This window comes from Clostridia bacterium (genome assembly GCA_016887505.1).
In the GTDB taxonomy this organism is placed as follows: domain Bacteria; phylum Bacillota; class TC1; order TC1; family UBA5767; genus UBA5767.
In genome coordinates this window covers 1,722,755-1,740,170 of record CP069393.1, presented here as the reverse complement: position 1 = coordinate 1,740,170, position 17,416 = coordinate 1,722,755, and the positions used below count along the sequence as shown (strand labels likewise).

Below are 17,416 nucleotides of genomic sequence, written 5' to 3'. Positions count from 1 at the left end.
CGCTTGCCACGCAAGATACTTGCACAATATGTATCGACGTAGTAAAATAGGTTCAGTCGTATATACAACTTAAAATGAGTGAGGTGCAGTTATGAAAGCGTTATATAGAATGAGCGATGAGCCCAAAGCGTTTGAGCTTAGGGACATAGAGGAACCTGCCATACAAGCTGGCAAGGTAAAAATTAAAGTAGCCTATTCAGGCATCTGTGGTACGGACGTACACATGTATCATGGCGCGATGCCGTTAGGTGAACCGGCATTACTTGGACATGAATTCAGCGGAACCATCTCTGAACTAGGAGAAGGGGTTGAAGGATTTGAAGTAGGACAAAAAGTAACTGTAGAACATACATACGAAGTATGCGGAAGTTGCATTAATTGCCGACAAGGAAAATATCAATTATGTGACCAAAGGACTGCTGTGGGATTCGAAAAGCCAGGTGCTTTTGCTGAATATCTACTAGTGTCCCCAGAATACATTCATGTACTTCCTGAAAATGTAAGTCTCAGAGAAGGTGCAATGACCGAACCACTAGCATGTGCTGTACATGCAGTTGAATTGGTTAACCCTCAAGCAGGCACTAAATGCCTGGTTGTAGGACCTGGACCAATTGGAATTTTAGTTGGTGCAACTCTAAAAGCCTATGGCTGCAGGGTGGATATTGTCGGAACTCCGGCAGATAAAGAGCGTCTTGAAGTAGCGAAAGTCTATGGACTTTCAGTTCTTTCACCAGACGAACTAGAAACTAGCGAGAAGTATGATTTGGTAGCCGATTGTTCAGGCGCTGCCGGTGGAATTAATACAGCTCTAAAATCAGTGAGAAAAGGGGGCGATTTCCTGCAGGTAGGAATTGCCGGTAAGCCCGTAACCATTGATTATGATACATTACTATTCAAGGAATTAAAAATCCAAGGAACGTTCTGCCATAATTATCCAACTTGGGAACGATCACTAACCTTGGAATCTGAGGGTTTAATCGATGTCAAACCACTTCTTTCTGATGATCGCACTTTAGATCAGTGGGAAGAGGCCTTTGAAGACCTTTCTAATCAGAAAGCGATGAAGATTTTATTTAAATTCTAATCACTTTAAAGGAGAACGGAAATACGCGTCGAATGTGTTATACCGTGGGCTAAAGCCCACAAAGACTACTTAATTTACGGGGAGGTAAAGTTTTATGAGTCTGAAAAAATTGCTAGCACTAGGTTTGGTTTTGATTTTTGCAATCGCTATGGTGGCAGGTTGTGCACCTGCAGAGGAAGAACCAGCCGCTGAAGAACCTGCTGCTGAAGAACCCGCTGCTGAGGATGAAGCACCCAAAGCTGCCCTACTGACTTCCGGTCCAATTAACGACGGTGGTTGGAACAGCCAAGCTTACGAAGGTCTGCTTCTTATTGAAGAGCGTGATGGCTACGAAGTAAGCTACACTGAGAACGTGAAACAAGATGACCAAGTAAACATTCTTAGAGACTATGCAAGAAAAGGTTACGATGTAATCATTGGTCATGGTTTCGAGTATGGAGATGCTTTAACTACTGTAGCTGCTGAGTTCCCTGAAGTGAAATTTGCTCAAGTTGGCGGATTTGCTGGTGGAGAACAACCTAACTTGATGTCAGGTGTATTTAGAACTGGCGAGCTAGGTTATGTTATGGCTGTATTGTCTGCAGAACTTACTGAATCCAATCACATTGGTTTCGTAGGCGCTATGGAAATCCCGACCATTTTGGACGAGGTTGACACCATTCAAGCTACTATGGCTTCTATGTATCCTGATGTTGAAGTAAGCGTTGCTTATACCGGTTCATGGGTAGACATCGCTGCTGGTAAAGAAGCTGCAAAAGCTATGATTTCTCAAGGCGTAGACGTAATCATCGGTATTGGTGATGCATGTGACGCTGGTGCTATTCAAGCATGTGAAGAAACTGAAGGCGTATGGTTCATTGGTTGGTCTGGAGACCTGAATGTACTTTCACCTGACTTAGTTGCTACTTCTGGCGTACAAGACGTTGCCTACATCATTGGCGACATGGTTAACAAATTGCAAGCTGGCGAAGAAGGTAGTGCAAACGTTTATGGTATCGCTGAAGGCGCTCAACCCTTAGGTACTTGGGCTGCAAACGTACCAGAAGAAGCAAAAGCTAAAACTATTGCTGAATGGGAAAAATTTGCATCCGGTGAATACAACATCGAAAACGTTGCAGAAATGATTGGTAAATAATAGTTACTAAACACTAAGAAAAAGGGAGTAAGGCTTCTTAAAGGGGTTTGAGAAGCCTTTTTCCCCTCTATCAATTACTCGGATTCGGCAACTATTTTGCCCTATCCTTTAGGCTTTTAGAGGAGGAAAGTAGATTTGGCAACTGTATTGGAATTGGAAAAGATCACCAAGATTTTTCCAAAAGTAATTGCGAATCAGGACGTAGACCTGAAATTGGAGAAGGGTGAAGTTCTAGCGCTTTTAGGAGAAAACGGCGCAGGAAAATCCACCTTGATGAACTGTCTCTATGGTCTGTACCGTCAAGACGGCGGTAAGATCTATGTTAAAGGAAAAGAAGTAGAGATCAACAGCAGTGATGATGCCATTAAACTTGGTATTGGCATGGTGCACCAGCATTTCATGCTTGTTCCTGAGCTTACTGTGGCAGAGAACATCATACTGGGTCTGAAGTCAGGCAGAGAGCCGTTTTTGAATTTGGATGCAGCAGAAAAGAAAATTCAAGAACTATCAGACAGATATAATTTCGGCATTGATCCTAAAGAAAAAGTGAAAAACTTGCCCGTTGGTTTACAACAACGTGTGGAAATTCTTAAGGTATTATATCGTGAGGCAGAGATTCTCATCTTAGATGAGGCAACCGCTGTACTTACACCCCAAGAAGTAGAAGAACTTTTTAAAGTTGTTAAGAAATTAACCAAAGAAGGAAAATCAGTACTGATTATTACCCATAAACTTGAAGAAGTTATGGAATTGTCGAATTGCGTGACAGTTCTAAGAGATGGGAAAGTCGCTGGTTGTGTTCGCACCACGGAAACAAATCCAAATGAACTTGCCAATCTCATGGTTGGTCGGGATGTATTGTTCGAATTTGAAGAAAAAGAATTAAATATGAAGGATGTATTTTTGGAAGCCAAGAACTTGAAAGTGGTTGACAAAGAAGGCATCACTCGTGTGAACAATTTGTCCATGAAAGTTCATGGTGGAGAAATTTTGGGTATTGCTGGTGTTGACGGCAATGGACAGAATGAGTTAGCCGAAGCCTTAACTGGTATGATTACTTTCCAAGAGGGATCAGTAGTCATTAAAGGCGTTGAAAAGAACAAACTTGATGTACGTGATGTATATGAGCAAGGAGTATCTCATATTCCTCAAGACAGACAACATACCGGCCTTGTACTACAAATGGCCATCAAAGACAATTTGCTTTTAACAGATCATTACTTGGAACCATATTCCAAAAACGGTATTTTCAACAAAGCAGTAGTGGATAGTCATGGCGCTGATATGATTAATCAGTATCATATTAAAGCACCAGACGCCAATGTTCCTGCTAGAGAATTATCTGGTGGTAATCAACAGAAAATTATTTTAGCAAGAGAGCTCTGCCGTGAACCGGATATTCTAATCGCAGTTCAACCTTCTAGAGGCTTGGATATCGGAGCTACTGAATTTGTCCGCCAAAAGTTAATTGACCAAAGAGACCGTGGAGCTGCTGTATTGCTTGTTTCTACTGAATTGGAAGAAATACTGCAAGTAGCAGACCGTATCGCTGTTATGTATGAAGGCGAATTCATGGGCGTAGTGAAAAATGGTGATGTTACCATTCAAGAAATTGGTCTGATGATGGCTGGAACTAGACGAACGGATATGGATTGTCCAAGGGAGGAAGAATAATGGGAGACAATAATAAAAAATCTCTTGGATTCGCTTCTCGAATACAGTGGGGTAGTATCATAACCCCAATCATCGGGATTTTGTTAGGCCTATTGGTTGGTGCCATATTCATTTGGTCTCAGGGCGTGAATCCATTTGTAGCATATTACTACCTGCTGGAAGGCTCTATTTTGAGCTGGGCTTCCCTATCAGGTTCTTTGGTGAAGACAGTGCCACTAGCTCTTACCGGCTTGGCCGTACTATTTTCTTATAAATCTGAAATCTTTAACGTTGGTGCGGAAGGTCAATTGTACTTAGGTGCAATTGGAGCTACGATTATCGGAATTAACTTTCCTGGGCTACCAATGGTACTACACATTGGATTGGCTATTGCATTTGCCGGTATCTTGGGAGCAGCGTTCGCTTTTATACCAGGATATTTGAAAGCCTATAAGGGAATCAATGAAATTGTTGTAACCATGCTGATGAACTATGTTGCTCTGTATTTTCTGAGTATGATCGTGCAAGGCCCATTAAAGGAGCCGGATTCATTTTTCCCACGTTCCTTGCCAATGGTTCCTTCGGCGACCTTGCCGAAAATGTTTGGCAGCCACTTGCACGTAGGTGTTCTACTCGTAATAGCGTTGGCGGTTTTCCTAGCTTGGTTCTTTAAAAGAACGACTACCGGTTTTAAAATGGTAGCGGCTGGTTACAATCCCAATGCACTACATTACGCAGGTGTAAATGTGAAATATCTTTTGACCAAAGTTATGGTTGTCTCTGGTTTCATCGCTGGTACTGCTGGTGCTATTGAAATCATGGGTGTCCACGGTCGTTTGATTGAAAACTTCTCAGTTGGTATTGGTTACGATGCCATCGCAGTAGCCCTATTGGCTAACCTGAATCCTATTGGAACCTTGTTATCGGCCTTTTTCTTCGGGGCGTTGAAGACTGGAGCGAACTCCATGCAGATTTCAACGGGTATTCCTGTATCCTTTGTTTACATGGTACAGGCTATGGTAATCCTGTTTGTGGTAGCTTCAAACGAGATGCCGAGGATTATTAAAATCATTAATAAGAGAAGGTTGGTGAAAAAGAATGGGTGAGTTAGCTAGTGTAATTTTTACAGCTGAGTTCCTAGGAAACAGTCTGCGTTTTGCCACTCCTTTGATTTTGGCTGCTATGGGTGGTGTAGTAAACGAGCGTACTGGTGTTTTGAATCTTGGCATTGATGGTATGATGCTGATTGGTGCATTTGCAGCATTTGCTGGATCGTATTTTACAGGAAATCCATGGATGGGTGTACTAATTGCCGTTATTTCATGTATGCTTTTGGGCTTGTTGCATGCCTTTACTACCATTACCTTGGTAATGAACCAGGTAGTCGTTGCGGTTGCTATCAATACCTTCAGTATGGGTCTTGCCAGCTCCCTACTTCGAACCTTGTTCGGGACTAGCACCAATGCCTTGCGTTCTCCTGGATTTTCGGAAATTGGTTGGCCGCAAGCTCTGAAGGATTTGCCTTTCTTCGGACCAGTATTTTTCCAACAAACTATTTTTGTCTATATCGCCATTTTATCGGTTCCGGTTATCTGGTGGGTATTCTATAAGACAACCTGGGGTTTAAAAATCCGTGCAGTAGGAGAGTATCCTAAAGCAGCGGAAACCATGGGTGTCAATGTAGCTAAAGTTCGTTATTTGGCATTGCTTTTTGCAGGTGCCATGGGAGGACTTTCCGGTGCAGCACTTTCCATTACTGGATTGAATACTTTTATCGACAACATGACAGCAGGTCGTGGCTTTATTGCCTTTGCTTGTATCATTTTCGGTAGATTCCATCCGCTAGGTGCTGGTTTAGGTGCTTTGATGTTTGGTTTAGCACAAGGATTGCAGCTTAGAATTCAAACAGTTGGAATTCCAGTGGCTTATCAGATTCCTATCATGTTCCCATATATACTGACCTTGGTATTGTTGGTAGTAATGGGATCAGGTGCTGTTCCAGCAGCTTGGGGCGTACCTTACTATCCTGATGAAGAGTAGTTGACTGACTGACATGAAAGGGGAGCTTACTGCTCTCCTTTTTATTTATATATGAAGGAGGAGCCAAATGGTAAAGATTTTAGGAATTAGCAGTAGCCCTAGAAAAGCTGGTACCGACTACGCTGTGAAGAAGGCGCTTGAGGGTGCGGCCGATATTGGGGAAGTAGAAACGAAATACATTTCACTTCGCGGAAAGACCATTCATCCTTGTATTCATTGCGAGAAGTGTATGAGGACGAATACTTGTGTTTATGATGACGATGCCCAAGAAATTATCCAGGCTATGTTTGAGGCTGATGGGATTATCATAGGATCCCCGGTTTATGATATGAATTACAATGCGCAACTTGCCTGCTTATTCAACCGCTTCCGTTCCCGATCCCATGATCTACACCAAGATATCCGGCCCTTCGGTTCAAAGGTGGGTGGAGCCATTGCTGTTGGAGGATCACGCAATGGTGGCCAGGAAATTACCGTATCCGGTATTCTGAATTTTTTCCTTAGCCAAGGTATGGTGGTAATGGGTGGAGAAAAATGGGAGAATGCTGGTAGCTATGTATTTTCCAATGACCATAAGCGCTGGGATGAGAACCGTGATCCAGAGGCGATTCGGTCAGCATTTAATCTTGGAAATAGGATTGCCTGTTTGTCTAGGATTATTCATGAGAATCCCACAGATATCATTTTGAAGTAAATAAGGGGAGTCTAGCTTTTAGCTTCTAGACATAAAAAAACCGCGGTAAGATAACCGCGGTTTTCAATTATTCACTAGTTGGTTGGTAGGCTGGGTAGTTATCTTTGTCCATGGAAGCATCGATTACGATGTTATCTCTTGAGCTAATGGTAGGAAAGATGGAATAACTATTCAATTTATCTACGATACCACCGATGATGGTAAGTCCAGTGTAGAGTCCATGACTATCTCCTATAGCCTGAATGGTCAAAGGATAACTAATAAGCATTTTATCTAGTCTAATATCATATCCAAAGTCAGTAGCAATTTGATTTAGATGGGTCCTTGAGGTTAGGCGTTTGCCATTGATTGATACAGCCTCTGCTCCGGAATTGTAAAGCTCATTGACCACATCTAGTATTTCATTGGCTACCAATGGAATTTCGCCCGTGAAGACAATTTCCACACCTGGCCCTTCTGTTTCCACATCCCCATTAAAAACATGGATGCTATCTATTTCTGTTAGAATGGTTCCAATGGAAACTTTTCCTTGGCTAGTTTGGGATTGCATATCATCATATTCTGCTTGCATCAAGTAGTATTCGCCTTGCAAAGAGGCCAAACGTTGGTCGTTGCTGTGCCATAGGGCCAACAAGTCTGGTTCTTTTTGAGATTCTAGCGTAGCGATATATTCTTCCATTGAATTACTTTGGCTAGATAAGATTATTCCAATCAACAGCAAGGTAACCGTTAGCATTCCAATCCAAGAGTATTGTTTATTCCACGTCATTGTTGATCACGTCCTCTTCATTAGACTCACGTATGCTTTGATTCGCCTCATCATCAACTAGCTCTTCTGCTTCACCTTCAGATTCTAGTTCATCAACTGTTGGTGTGATTGTTTGCCCGGTGCTATTGTCGGTGTAGACGGTATTATCCTCATCTGGTAGGTCTTCTGTATCGCTACTAGTTTCACCGACAGTATCTTGCAGATTTTCCATAGGAATTTCTTCCACTGGTTCCACATATCGTTTAGCATATTGCAGGTTTAGATTTCCCTTGAAAGCTGGCAATACGATTTCATCGCTCTCTTCATAGGTAATAGAAAAGCCGCTACTTACCAAGTATTCCACTTCTCCAGAATCAAAAATTGCTTGCATAATTTTATCTTTGTCTCCCAAAACTGAAATTTGGTAGGGAGGCGCTAATCTACGGTCATTCACCAGAATAACAGTACCCACACAGCGAATGTTGGTGTTGCTTACTAGTCGCTGATTGTTTATGGCAATCCCGTCTGGATTTGCAGCTTTAAGATCATTCACGATATAGAGCAAATTCTTGTCGTGGAGGATATAATTGTCTGGTCGGTATTGACTAGGGTTTTCAGCCTTAGCGATTTCTGCCCCTTGAACATTGTCAGTAAGAGTGATGACGATACCCTCGCCAGTACGTTCGCTGAGGCCTGAAAAATAGCGGGCACTTTGCAAAGAATTGCGAAGTGAGCTTATGACGCTTAGACCCTGCGTCTGTTGACCAAGCTCTGTGTCAATGGACAGTCTAAGCTCGTCCATTTTCTGCTCCATTTTTTCAATATCCAATTCTTGTTGTGTGATGATATCAATCAATTGTTGGTTCTCCGATGCTGGAGGGGTAGACGGGTTGTTGGCCTGATAGAGGGCAACTGACGTCAGTCCCAACAGGACTGTAACCAAAAAGAAGGACAACATATTCTTTATTCTCATATTAATTCCTCATGTGGTAAAAAGTTTGCAGTTTTTTTCCTTATGTACACAAATCATTATACTATAGGTGCTATGGATATGATAACATGGATATAACAGAAACTCTAAATAAATGGTGGTCAAACATGTTTAATTCACTTTTGCCGGAAGGTATACTCGGCTGGATTCTACTTATTACGGATATTGCTATCGTATCCTATATTTTTTACAAAGCGATCCTTCTAGTAGAAGGTACTAGAGCTGTGCAATTATTGAAGGGATTGTTGATTCTTTTGGTGTTTGCCAGTGTTTCTAACGTATTGGGGTTAACGACCATTAATTGGCTTTTAGGTCGTTTGGAACTTGCTATTGCAGTAGCGCTTCCCGTAGTTTTTCAACCAGAAATTCGTCGAGCACTAGCACAGCTAGGTAAGGGTCGACTTTTTTCGCGCTCTTTTCGGATGATAGGAGCTGAAGACATGGCCGAAGTGATTAATGAATTGGTTCGGGCTGCAACGGATCTTTCTGAACAACATACTGGCGCCTTGATTGTAATAGAGCGAGAAACTGGTATCAATGACTATATTGATACAGGCATCAAAATAGATGGAATGGTTTCTAGTGAACTGTTGGAAAATATTTTTGTACCCAACACCCCATTGCATGACGGTGCGGTTGTAATTCGTGGAGACCGCATTATTGCGGCATCTTGCTTTCTACCTTTGTCAGATAGCCCATATTTGAGCAATAACTTAGGGACTAGGCACCGAGCTAGTCTAGGTATTTCAGAGGTATCGGATGCGGTTACTATTGTGGTATCTGAGGAAACGGGTACGATCTCTCTGTCAAATAGTGCCAAATTGACGCGTTATTTAGATGAAGATACCTTGAAGAAACAACTGGAAGATTTGCTGTTAAGTAATAATTTCCAAAGTGGTGGTTTCTTCTCGAATCGAGGTGGCGTAAATGAAAAATAGGATATTTGATACTGATTTGGTTTATAAAATCGTGGCAGTAATTCTAGCGATGGCTCTTTGGGTTGGCGTTAGTTTTGCAGACAATCCCATGGAGCAAAAAATCTTGTTGGTTCCCGTTGAATATATTAATCTACCACAAGACCAAATGATTGCAAGCCAAGAAGATACTGTAAACGTTCGCCTAGAAGGTCGTAGCGAGGACTTAGAGTTCATTTCTGAGGAAGATATTGTAGGTACTGTAGATCTTTCCGCAAGCAAAATAGGCTCGAATACCTTGGATGTAACTGTAAATGTGCCTGAATCTGTGGAACTTGTGGATGTCAATCCGCCTAAGGTAGAAGTATCCATTGCTGAAATAGAATCTGTCCAGCTGCCGGTTGTTGCGAGTGTAACTGGCTATCCAAGCGAAGGGTACAATACTCTGTCTGCTGTGCTTTCTCCTTCAGAGGTCTTGGTAGAAGGGCCACAGGAGTGGCTAGATGCAATCGACAGGGTAATCGTGAATATTATTCTGAATTATGAGACATCATACAGTAAAACCTTGCCCATCCGGGTTTTGGATGATCAAGGCAATGAAATTACCGACCGGTTGCGCATTGAACCCAGTGTTATACAAGTTGACTTACCCATTTATTCTGAACTAGCAACACTTTTAAAACCGGTACATGTTCCTCTTGTGGGTGAACCAGCAGTTGGTTATAAACTGGTTGGTATTGATGTGACACCAGATGAAGTGCGAATTAATGGAGATTATGAAAATTTCCGTAATATAATTTACTATGATACAGAACCTGTGGATATCACTGGAGCAACCAAGACTTTTTCAACCTCAGTCCGCATAATCAATGAAAATGAGTTTGTACAGATTGATCCGGAATTAGTTCAAGTGATTGTAAAGATTGAGAGGGAATAGATTGTTATATAGAATAGATGAAATTAAGACATCCATCGATGATTGGGAGCAGTTGTTGATGGATGCTGTATGTAGAAAGCTTAGGGTTCGCGCTGAGGATATTGAGGAGCTGATACCGATCAAGAGGTCTTTGGATGCTCGTAAGAAACCACAGCTATATTATGTTCATTCAGTCGCTCTTTCTTTTAAAGAAGAAAAGCTGGCTACAGAACTGCTAGGAAAGAAAAAAATTGTATCTTATGAATTACCCCTGTACCATCCGTCGAAACCGGGAAGGAAACCATGGGATAAACCGATGATAATAGTTGGGGCAGGTCCTGCGGGACTGTTCGCGGCATATACATTGGCGGAACAAGGTTACTGTCCCTTGGTCTTGGAGCGAGGCGCAGATATGGCGCAACGCGTCAAAGAAGTGGAACAATTTTGGCAGGAAGGTATCTTGAATCCTGAATCCAACGTAGCATTTGGTTTAGGTGGTGCTGGAACCTTTTCGGATGGTAAATTAACTTCTAGAAGTAAGGACCCACGTGTTCATCGAGTATTAGAATTATTTATTCGACATGGGGCTTGTGCGAACATTGCCCAGGTGAAGAATCCCCACTTGGGGACAGATATGATTCGGGCAATTGTGGTACGGATGAAAGAAGAAATTGAACGCTTGGGGGGGACTGTTCGCTTTGGTGCTAAGCTTACGGGCATACAGAGTACCAAGGGATTACTAGAGAGTGTAGAGATTAATGGTAGAGAGATAATAGCGGCAGAAACCGTACTGTTGTGCACCGGCCATAGTGCCAGAGACACCTATGAAATGCTTCAACGAAATGGTGTTTTTCTGGAACCGAAGGATTTTGCTGTCGGCTTGAGAATAGAACATCCCCAGAAGCTAATTGATGTAAAACAATTGGGTATAGACAGCAGAGAACTTTCTATTGGAGCTGCCGAATACAAACTCACCTACAAGGATAGAATGAGTGGACGAGGTGTCTATTCCTTTTGCATGTGTCCCGGCGGTAGTGTGGTAAATGCTTCCACCGAAGCGGGAAGTCTTTGTGTTAATGGAATGAGTTATTCCAATAGGGATTCAGGACAAGCAAACTCAGCCGTAGTGGTTGGCGTTAAAACCCAGGACCTACCAGGAGATGGCCCCCTTAAGGGTATTTCCTATCAACGTTCACTTGAAAAGAAGGCCTTTGAACTAGGTGGAGGGAACTTTGCAGCTCCAATCCAGGCAGCGACTGGCTTTGTAGGAGGTAGTGGTAGCAGGGACTTGAAATCTAGCATTTTACCATCCACAAAGTTGGCTGATTTACGGCAAGTATTTGATAAAGAGACTACTGCCGTATTACAAAGAGGCCTAAGACATTTCGATAAACAGATACCAGGATTCTTAGACCAAGGACTTTTGGTTGGTGTGGAAAGTAGAACTTCTAGTCCGATACGGGTGACTAGAAACCAAGATATGCAGAGTCTGGAACTAGAAAACCTTTACCCCGTGGGCGAAGGTGCTGGCTATGCTGGAGGCATCGTGTCGGCAGCAGTAGATGGTATTCGGGCTGCAGAAAAAATTATAGAGATTTACAGGAGAAAGTAATGGGAAAACTATTTGGAACGGATGGAGTACGGGGTAAAGCAAATGTAGATTTAACTCCGGAACTGGCTTGCCAGTTGGGTAAGGCAGTTGCACATGTATTGGTGGGTGAAGAGACTCCGGCAATCGCCATTGGTAAGGATACCAGAATTTCCGGTGATATGTTGGAGTCAGCTCTTATTGCGGGTATCCTTTCTCGTGGTGTAGATGTGTATCGCCTGGGGGTCATCCCTACGCCGGCTATTGCTTATCTAACCAAACACTTAAAGGCAGATGCGGGGGCGGTAATATCTGCCTCACACAACGCTTTTGAAGACAATGGCATCAAATTTTTCAACCGATTTGGTTTTAAACTATCTGATGAAATCGAAGAGCAAGTAGAAGCGCTTGTGCTGGAGGGAAAAGAATTGCCCCAAGCTACTGGCAGCGATATTGGACGAATCATCGATTTTGAGAATGCCAAGGAAGTATACAGTCAGTATATGATTAAACAATTTAGTGGTTCACTGTCTGGTCTTAAAGTGGTTTTAGATTGTGCGAATGGTGCAGCCAGTGAGGTAAGCCCTCACGTACTTAAGGAATTGGGTGCAGACCTGATTGTTATTAACAACCAACCTGATGGAATCAACATCAATGCGAATTGCGGTTCAACCCATCTGGACTTTCTTAAAGAAGAGGTCATAAAGCATCAAGCAGATATTGGGATAGCACATGATGGCGATGCTGACCGGATGTTGGCAGTGGATGAAACTGGCGATGAAGTGGATGGAGATAAAATTTTAGTAATTTGTGCCAAACATTTAAAAGAGAAGGGACTACTAAAAAACAACAAAGTAGTGGTCACCGTTATGAGTAATATTGGCCTAATGAAGGCGTTTGAAGAAGCAGAGATTGAGGTTGAGGTCACCGGTGTGGGAGACCGTTATGTATTGGAACGGATGGTAGACAAGGAGGCCTCTCTTGGAGGAGAGCAGTCGGGACATATTATCTTTTTAGATACCAATACAACTGGAGATGGTCTGATGTCAGCCTTAAAGCTTATGGAAGTCATGGTTAGCAAAAAGAAGCCCTTGTCTGAATTAGCGACTCAGATGCAGTCCTATCCCCAGGTATTGGTAAATGCTGTGGTAAAGAACAAGCAAGAAGCTATGGAAAATCCTGAGTTTATACAAGAAATTAAACGGATGGAAAAGAAATTAGGAGACCAGGGACGTATTTTAGTAAGACCTAGTGGCACTGAGCCTAAGATTCGTATTATGGTGGAAGGTCAAGATCTTGAAGAACTGGACTTTATGGCACGAGAATTGAAAAAGATTATAATACAGTAAATTAAGAGCAAAATTTTGAGCAATCCGAAAGGATTGCTCTTTTATATATATAATGATAAAGGCTAGTTAGTTTTAGCTAAATATTCCTTACCACATATTTCTTATGGTTCAGGAATGTGGTAGAATGAAGTCAAATTGCAGGTAGAATAAATGAAACCGCAAGGTAGCGCCAGACCCCATGTGGGTGACGAGGAGTAGGGTTATCGAATATTCGGCGGATGCCCTATCGGCTTGCTGTAGTCGGAGACTTTTCAAAAAATGCCAAGGAATTGGTTAACAAAAGGAAAGTTGTCAGCACCTGCAAAAAACTAGGAGGATATATGTGTGGTATTGTAGGCTATTTGGGCTCGAGATCGGCCCAAGAAGTTTTGTTGCAGGGATTGGAAAAGTTAGAGTACCGTGGTTATGATTCAGCTGGTATCGCGGTTATGCAAAGAGACGGTCTGAAGACAGGAAAGAAAAAGGGCCGGCTAGATTGTCTCAAGAATGCCATAGCAGATGAGGATTTTAACGGTACAATGGGCATTGGGCATACAAGATGGGCAACTCATGGGAAACCCTCGGATGAGAACTCCCATCCCCATAATGGAAGCACGACCCGTTTTGCGGTGGTCCACAACGGTATTATTGAGAACTACCAAGAATTGAAGAAGATGCTTATAGAGAAGGGTCATGAATTTTCTTCCGAGACGGATACAGAAGTAATTCCGCATTTATTAGAAGAAAACTACCAAGGAGATTTTAAAGAGGCTATGAGGACGACTGTAGCCCAGCTGGATGGTTCCTATGCCATCTGTGCCATGTCTTCTGAAGATTCAGACACCATGATTACAGTAAGGAAAGATTCTCCGTTGATTGTTGGAATTGGAGAACATGAATGTTTTGTGGCCTCAGATATTCCTGCGGTATTGAAGTATACCAAGGACATAATGGTGTTCGAAGACGGTGAGATGGCTGTCATAACGAGCGAGGGCATCAAAGTATATAGTGCAGAAGGCGATTTGATCAATAAACCAATTACTAAGGTAGATTGGGATATGGAGGCAGCAGAAAAGGGTGGCTTCCCTCATTTTATGCTTAAAGAAATCTTCGAACAGCCGGAAGCAATTAGAAAAACCTTGGCTGGACGATTGGATGGAGATTTGGTCAAGCTCAACTTATCCATTACGGCTGAGGAGCTGAAGAAGATAAACAAGGTAGTCGTGATTGCCTGTGGCACGGCAAGTTATGCTGGCAGAGTAGGACGAACCTTAATTGAAAAAATACTAAGGATACCGGTTTCCGTTGATGTGGCCAGTGAATTCCGCTACATGGATCCGATTGTGGACGAAAACACCTTGGCTCTTATTATTAGCCAATCGGGCGAAACCGCAGATACTTTGGCAGGCCTAAAAGAAGCAAGAAGCCGTGGCGCCAAGGTTATATCCATTACCAATGTTGTTGGTTCTTCCATTGCAAGAGAATCGGATGAGGTTATTTACACTCAGGCTGGACCGGAAATTGCGGTTGCTTCGACGAAAGCCTATGTGACTCAGTTGATAGCGATTTACCTTCTGACCTTGCACTTGGGTCGAATTATAGGTAGTATCAGTGAAGAAAAAATCGGAGAAATGGTCCGAGGAATACGAAAACTGCCAGACCAAATTCAGAAAATACTTGAGCGCAAGGATGAACTGATTGCTATGGCTGCAGAGATCAAAGATAGCGAACACGTATTCTTTATCGGTAGGGGAGTAGACTTCACCGCTTCTTTAGAAGGGGCTTTGAAGTTGAAGGAAATATCTTATATCCATGCTGAGGCATATGCAGCTGGAGAACTGAAACACGGGACCTTGGCTCTTATCGAAGAAGGAACACCGGTGATTGCGATTTCTACCCAGAGTCATCTGAGGGAGAAAACAATCAGCAATATTAAAGAGATTAAAGCTAGAGGAGCAAGTGTATACTCTCTATGTTTCGAGGGTTGCGAGAGTATGGAAGCTGCGAGTGATGGACTATTCGTTTTGCCTACTACTCAAGAAATACTAGCACCGGTAGTGACGGTTGTACCGCTTCAATTGCTCGCCTACTATGTATCAGTGGCTAGGGGTAATGATGTAGATAAGCCTAGAAACCTGGCGAAGAGTGTAACGGTGGAATAATCGATGAATGTAAGGAAATAAGGCGTAAACCAATGGAATTCAGACAGTCTTTACTGCTTCTGGATTCCATTTTTAATATATGGGACTTGCTTTCAAGGATGAAGGGGAACGGTATGAAAATTATTGGTGTGGATTGTGCTACCCAAAAAATGAAAACTGGTTTATCTTTGGCAACTTATGAAAATGGGAGATGTTTTCTCAAGGAAGCTCGAACAGGCAAAGGGGTTATGAGCGTAGCCGAAATTATTTCAGACTGGTTTACGAAGGATGAAACAGTTTTGCTAGCACTAGATGCACCACTAGGCTGGCCGGCTCATCTAGGAGAAGAATTGCAAAAGCATCTAGCGGGTGAGCCAATACCTGTAGAACCGAATATGCTTTTTCGCAGGATGACGGATAAATATGTAAAAGAAATAATAGGGAAAAACCCGCTAGATGTTGGAGCGGACCGGATTGCTCGTACTGCGCATACTGCCTTAGCACTAATAGGAGAGCTGAGGGAAATGCGGGGTATCGAACTGGAGATGGCTTGGAAACCAGGGCATCTTCAACCAGTCTCTGCAATAGAAGTGTATCCTGCAGCAACTATGAAAACCTACGGTATGATTTATTCGGGTTATAAGGATGGAGATAAAAAGCATCTAAGGAAAAAGATATTGCAGGATCTGAAAGAACATTTGGAGGTAGAACCAGCCTTGGAGACGACCCTGATTGCCAATGCAGATGTTTTGGATAGTGCAATATGTGTGCTAGGAGGATTGGACTTTCTAAAAGGCCAAGTGTACATGCCGGAAAATAGACAGTTGGTTGCCAAAGAGGGCTGGATTTGGTTTCACAAAACTTCATAAAAAGTATTATTGACGGATCATGTAGAAAAGAAAACTACATAATTACCAACTTGAGATAAGATGGAATGGCACATCCAACATTTCCTAAAAAGAGACAAGAGTGAAGGGGGAGAACCTAGGTTGTATCTAGGTTCTCCCCCTATATTATTTTGGGTCTATCTAGTCATTTAAGAGAAAAACGACTTCTGTCAATAGTTCCTCTTCTGGTACCTTGTCCGGTGCATTGAAATAGTGTTCATATACTACACCTGAGGGTTCTAGCTTTTTAGTGCCAATATGGTCAATTATGGCATGATAGGTTTCTGGTAATTCTTGGTAGGAACCTTGATGCATACAGGTGATTTTTTTACCACTAGGAATTTCACTGCACTGAATATCGCCTTGTCCGTCTACTATTTCACTTACAGGAAAGCCGATTTCAACATCTAAATCCTCCATGTCTAAATTATAATAAGCGACGAAGGGCATACCACTTGCTTGAATTCCAAGGGGGGTCATGTACTCCAAAATAGCTTGGTAACTAGAGCCAATTCTCTTTGGTAAATCTGCCACGCTACTTCTAGTCCGAATAGAAAGCACAGGTTGAGCATCCGTTTCCACAATTTGGATTTTGTAGTCCATAGAGTTTCCCTCATTTCTTATTTTGGATTTACTAGCTAATATAATAATATCACTGAACGAAATAAATGAGAATTGGGAGCGTAGGTTTTTAGGAATGGATTTGAGTGATACTTGCTTGGTTTATTAAATATGGGAACTTAAAAATTAGTGGGTGCAAAAATGCATGACCTAGATCTTGAAGCTATCTAGGTCATGCATTTATAGTTGAATTGATTAATTTAGGTTGGATACTTGAGTTTAAAAGTGCTCTTACAAAAAGGTCAGGTTATTTACTGGGACGTTGTTTGTAGTAGCTCTGGAATAGACCAAAGGCATATTCTTCTAGTTTTTTAGAGTCATTTAAATCATCCTCATAAACCAAGTCCATATCATTTTCTTTTGCTAGCTTATTCACATAGTCTACAGCTTCTTTAACGTTATTTAAGGCCATGAAACGATTTTTGTCTAATTCTTCTCGGAACGGTTTCAATTCTGTTTTTAAAAGTTGCAGGCTGAGGGAAGAATAGGCATTTTCAATGTCTGCCACGGTTTTCATATAACTAGTACAAGCATCACCAACATATTTTATTCGCATGGATTTTTCTTGGTTTGTTTGAAAAACGACTTTCATTTTTTCAATTTTTTCGTATGACATGATTATCCTCCTTTGAGTTTCTTTGCTTATCATACTTAGATTGAGCATACTTGTCAAAAT

The 17,416-nt window shown here is 42.1% G+C and carries 16 protein-coding genes; 12 read left to right on the top strand and 4 right to left on the bottom strand.

What is annotated here, in order from left to right; all coding sequences use genetic code 11:
* Nucleotides 1–91 precede the first annotated feature (91 nt).
* From JR334_08250 to JR334_08225, 6 genes are all read left to right on the top strand, one after another.
* On the top strand, nt 92–1,084 hold the full coding sequence (locus JR334_08250; GenBank protein ID QRN84958.1) for an alcohol dehydrogenase catalytic domain-containing protein: 993 nt from the start codon (nt 92–94) through the stop codon (nt 1,082–1,084).
* A 94-nt stretch (nt 1,085–1,178) separates the two neighbouring features.
* A complete protein-coding gene (locus tag JR334_08245; GenBank protein QRN84957.1) occupies nt 1,179–2,219 on the top strand; it encodes a BMP family protein in 1,041 nt (346 codons plus the stop codon).
* Nucleotides 2,220–2,354: 135 nt separating this feature from the next.
* On the top strand, nt 2,355–3,893 hold the full coding sequence (locus tag JR334_08240; protein QRN84956.1) for an ABC transporter ATP-binding protein: 1,539 nt from the start codon (nt 2,355–2,357) through the stop codon (nt 3,891–3,893).
* The gene (locus JR334_08235) at nt 3,893–4,978 is read left to right on the top strand and encodes an ABC transporter permease (protein ID QRN84955.1); all 1,086 of its coding nucleotides are present in this window, start codon (nt 3,893–3,895) and stop codon (nt 4,976–4,978) included. The genes JR334_08240 and JR334_08235 overlap by 1 nt, the downstream gene beginning before the upstream one ends.
* On the top strand, nt 4,971–5,912 hold the full coding sequence (locus JR334_08230) for an ABC transporter permease (protein ID QRN84954.1): 942 nt from the start codon (nt 4,971–4,973) through the stop codon (nt 5,910–5,912). Before JR334_08235 ends, JR334_08230 begins: the two co-directional genes overlap by 8 nt.
* Nucleotides 5,913–5,979: 67 nt before the next feature.
* Entirely contained in the window at nt 5,980–6,606 is a 627-nt protein-coding gene (locus JR334_08225) for a flavodoxin family protein (GenBank protein ID QRN84953.1), read from the top strand.
* Nucleotides 6,607–6,673: 67 nt separating this feature from the next.
* Here JR334_08225 and JR334_08220 read toward each other — a convergent pair whose 3' ends face one another.
* Both JR334_08220 and JR334_08215 read right to left on the bottom strand, forming a co-directional pair.
* Nucleotides 6,674–7,375, bottom strand: coding sequence for a DUF881 domain-containing protein (locus JR334_08220; protein QRN84952.1), 702 nt, complete (start codon nt 7,373–7,375; stop codon nt 6,674–6,676).
* Nucleotides 7,362–8,327, bottom strand: a complete 966-nt coding sequence (locus JR334_08215) for a DUF881 domain-containing protein (protein QRN84951.1) — start codon at nt 8,325–8,327, stop codon at nt 7,362–7,364. Before JR334_08215 ends, JR334_08220 begins: the two co-directional genes overlap by 14 nt.
* Nucleotides 8,328–8,452: 125 nt before the next feature.
* On the opposite strand from JR334_08215, the gene JR334_08210 reads away from it, so the two are divergent.
* The 6 genes from JR334_08210 (at nt 8,453) to JR334_08185 (ending at nt 16,101) form a co-directional block, all read left to right on the top strand.
* Nucleotides 8,453–9,283, top strand: a complete 831-nt coding sequence (locus tag JR334_08210) for a TIGR00159 family protein (protein QRN84950.1) — start codon at nt 8,453–8,455, stop codon at nt 9,281–9,283.
* The gene (locus JR334_08205; protein QRN84949.1) at nt 9,273–10,196 is read left to right on the top strand and encodes a hypothetical protein; all 924 of its coding nucleotides are present in this window, start codon (nt 9,273–9,275) and stop codon (nt 10,194–10,196) included. Before JR334_08210 ends, JR334_08205 begins: the two co-directional genes overlap by 11 nt.
* Nucleotide 10,197: 1 nt before the next feature.
* Nucleotides 10,198–11,787, top strand: a complete 1,590-nt coding sequence (locus tag JR334_08200) for an NAD(P)-binding protein (protein ID QRN84948.1) — start codon at nt 10,198–10,200, stop codon at nt 11,785–11,787.
* A complete protein-coding gene (locus JR334_08195) occupies nt 11,787–13,112 on the top strand; it encodes a phosphoglucosamine mutase (GenBank protein ID QRN84947.1) in 1,326 nt (441 codons plus the stop codon). Before JR334_08200 ends, JR334_08195 begins: the two co-directional genes overlap by 1 nt.
* A 320-nt stretch (nt 13,113–13,432) precedes the next feature.
* Complete coding sequence (gene glmS / locus JR334_08190; GenBank protein QRN84946.1) at nt 13,433–15,253, top strand: glutamine--fructose-6-phosphate transaminase (isomerizing); 1,821 nt, start codon at nt 13,433–13,435, stop codon at nt 15,251–15,253.
* Between the two features lie 113 nt (nt 15,254–15,366).
* Complete coding sequence (locus JR334_08185) at nt 15,367–16,101, top strand: DUF429 domain-containing protein (GenBank protein QRN84945.1); 735 nt, start codon at nt 15,367–15,369, stop codon at nt 16,099–16,101.
* 159 nt (nt 16,102–16,260) lie between these two features.
* Here the strand turns inward: JR334_08185 and JR334_08180 are convergent, their stop codons facing one another.
* Together JR334_08180 and JR334_08175 are read right to left on the bottom strand one after the other, a co-directional pair.
* Nucleotides 16,261–16,722, bottom strand: coding sequence for a GyrI-like domain-containing protein (locus tag JR334_08180; GenBank protein QRN84944.1), 462 nt, complete (start codon nt 16,720–16,722; stop codon nt 16,261–16,263).
* Nucleotides 16,723–16,987: 265 nt separating this feature from the next.
* A complete protein-coding gene (locus tag JR334_08175; GenBank protein QRN84943.1) occupies nt 16,988–17,356 on the bottom strand; it encodes a DUF3232 domain-containing protein in 369 nt (122 codons plus the stop codon).
* Between the last annotated feature and the right edge of the window lie 60 nt (nt 17,357–17,416).

What these genes read in the sequence shown, in the direction of transcription:
- JR334_08185 (QRN84945.1), top strand. Translation starts at nt 15,367, where the DNA reads ATGAAAATTATTGGTGTGGATTGTGCTACCCAAAAAATGAAAACTGGT.
- JR334_08230 (QRN84954.1), top strand. Translation starts at nt 4,971, where the DNA reads ATGGGTGAGTTAGCTAGTGTAATTTTTACAGCTGAGTTCCTAGGAAAC.
- JR334_08210 (QRN84950.1), top strand. Translation starts at nt 8,453, where the DNA reads ATGTTTAATTCACTTTTGCCGGAAGGTATACTCGGCTGGATTCTACTT.
- JR334_08225 (QRN84953.1), top strand. Translation starts at nt 5,980, where the DNA reads ATGGTAAAGATTTTAGGAATTAGCAGTAGCCCTAGAAAAGCTGGTACC.
- JR334_08195 (QRN84947.1), top strand. Translation starts at nt 11,787, where the DNA reads ATGGGAAAACTATTTGGAACGGATGGAGTACGGGGTAAAGCAAATGTA.
- JR334_08235 (QRN84955.1), top strand. Translation starts at nt 3,893, where the DNA reads ATGGGAGACAATAATAAAAAATCTCTTGGATTCGCTTCTCGAATACAG.
- JR334_08250 (QRN84958.1), top strand. Translation starts at nt 92, where the DNA reads ATGAAAGCGTTATATAGAATGAGCGATGAGCCCAAAGCGTTTGAGCTT.
- JR334_08180 (QRN84944.1), bottom strand. Translation starts at nt 16,722, where the DNA reads ATGGACTACAAAATCCAAATTGTGGAAACGGATGCTCAACCTGTGCTT.
- JR334_08245 (QRN84957.1), top strand. Translation starts at nt 1,179, where the DNA reads ATGAGTCTGAAAAAATTGCTAGCACTAGGTTTGGTTTTGATTTTTGCA.
- JR334_08175 (QRN84943.1), bottom strand. Translation starts at nt 17,356, where the DNA reads ATGTCATACGAAAAAATTGAAAAAATGAAAGTCGTTTTTCAAACAAAC.
- glmS (QRN84946.1), top strand. Translation starts at nt 13,433, where the DNA reads ATGTGTGGTATTGTAGGCTATTTGGGCTCGAGATCGGCCCAAGAAGTT.
- JR334_08215 (QRN84951.1), bottom strand. Translation starts at nt 8,327, where the DNA reads ATGAGAATAAAGAATATGTTGTCCTTCTTTTTGGTTACAGTCCTGTTG.
- JR334_08205 (QRN84949.1), top strand. Translation starts at nt 9,273, where the DNA reads ATGAAAAATAGGATATTTGATACTGATTTGGTTTATAAAATCGTGGCA.
- JR334_08220 (QRN84952.1), bottom strand. Translation starts at nt 7,375, where the DNA reads ATGACGTGGAATAAACAATACTCTTGGATTGGAATGCTAACGGTTACC.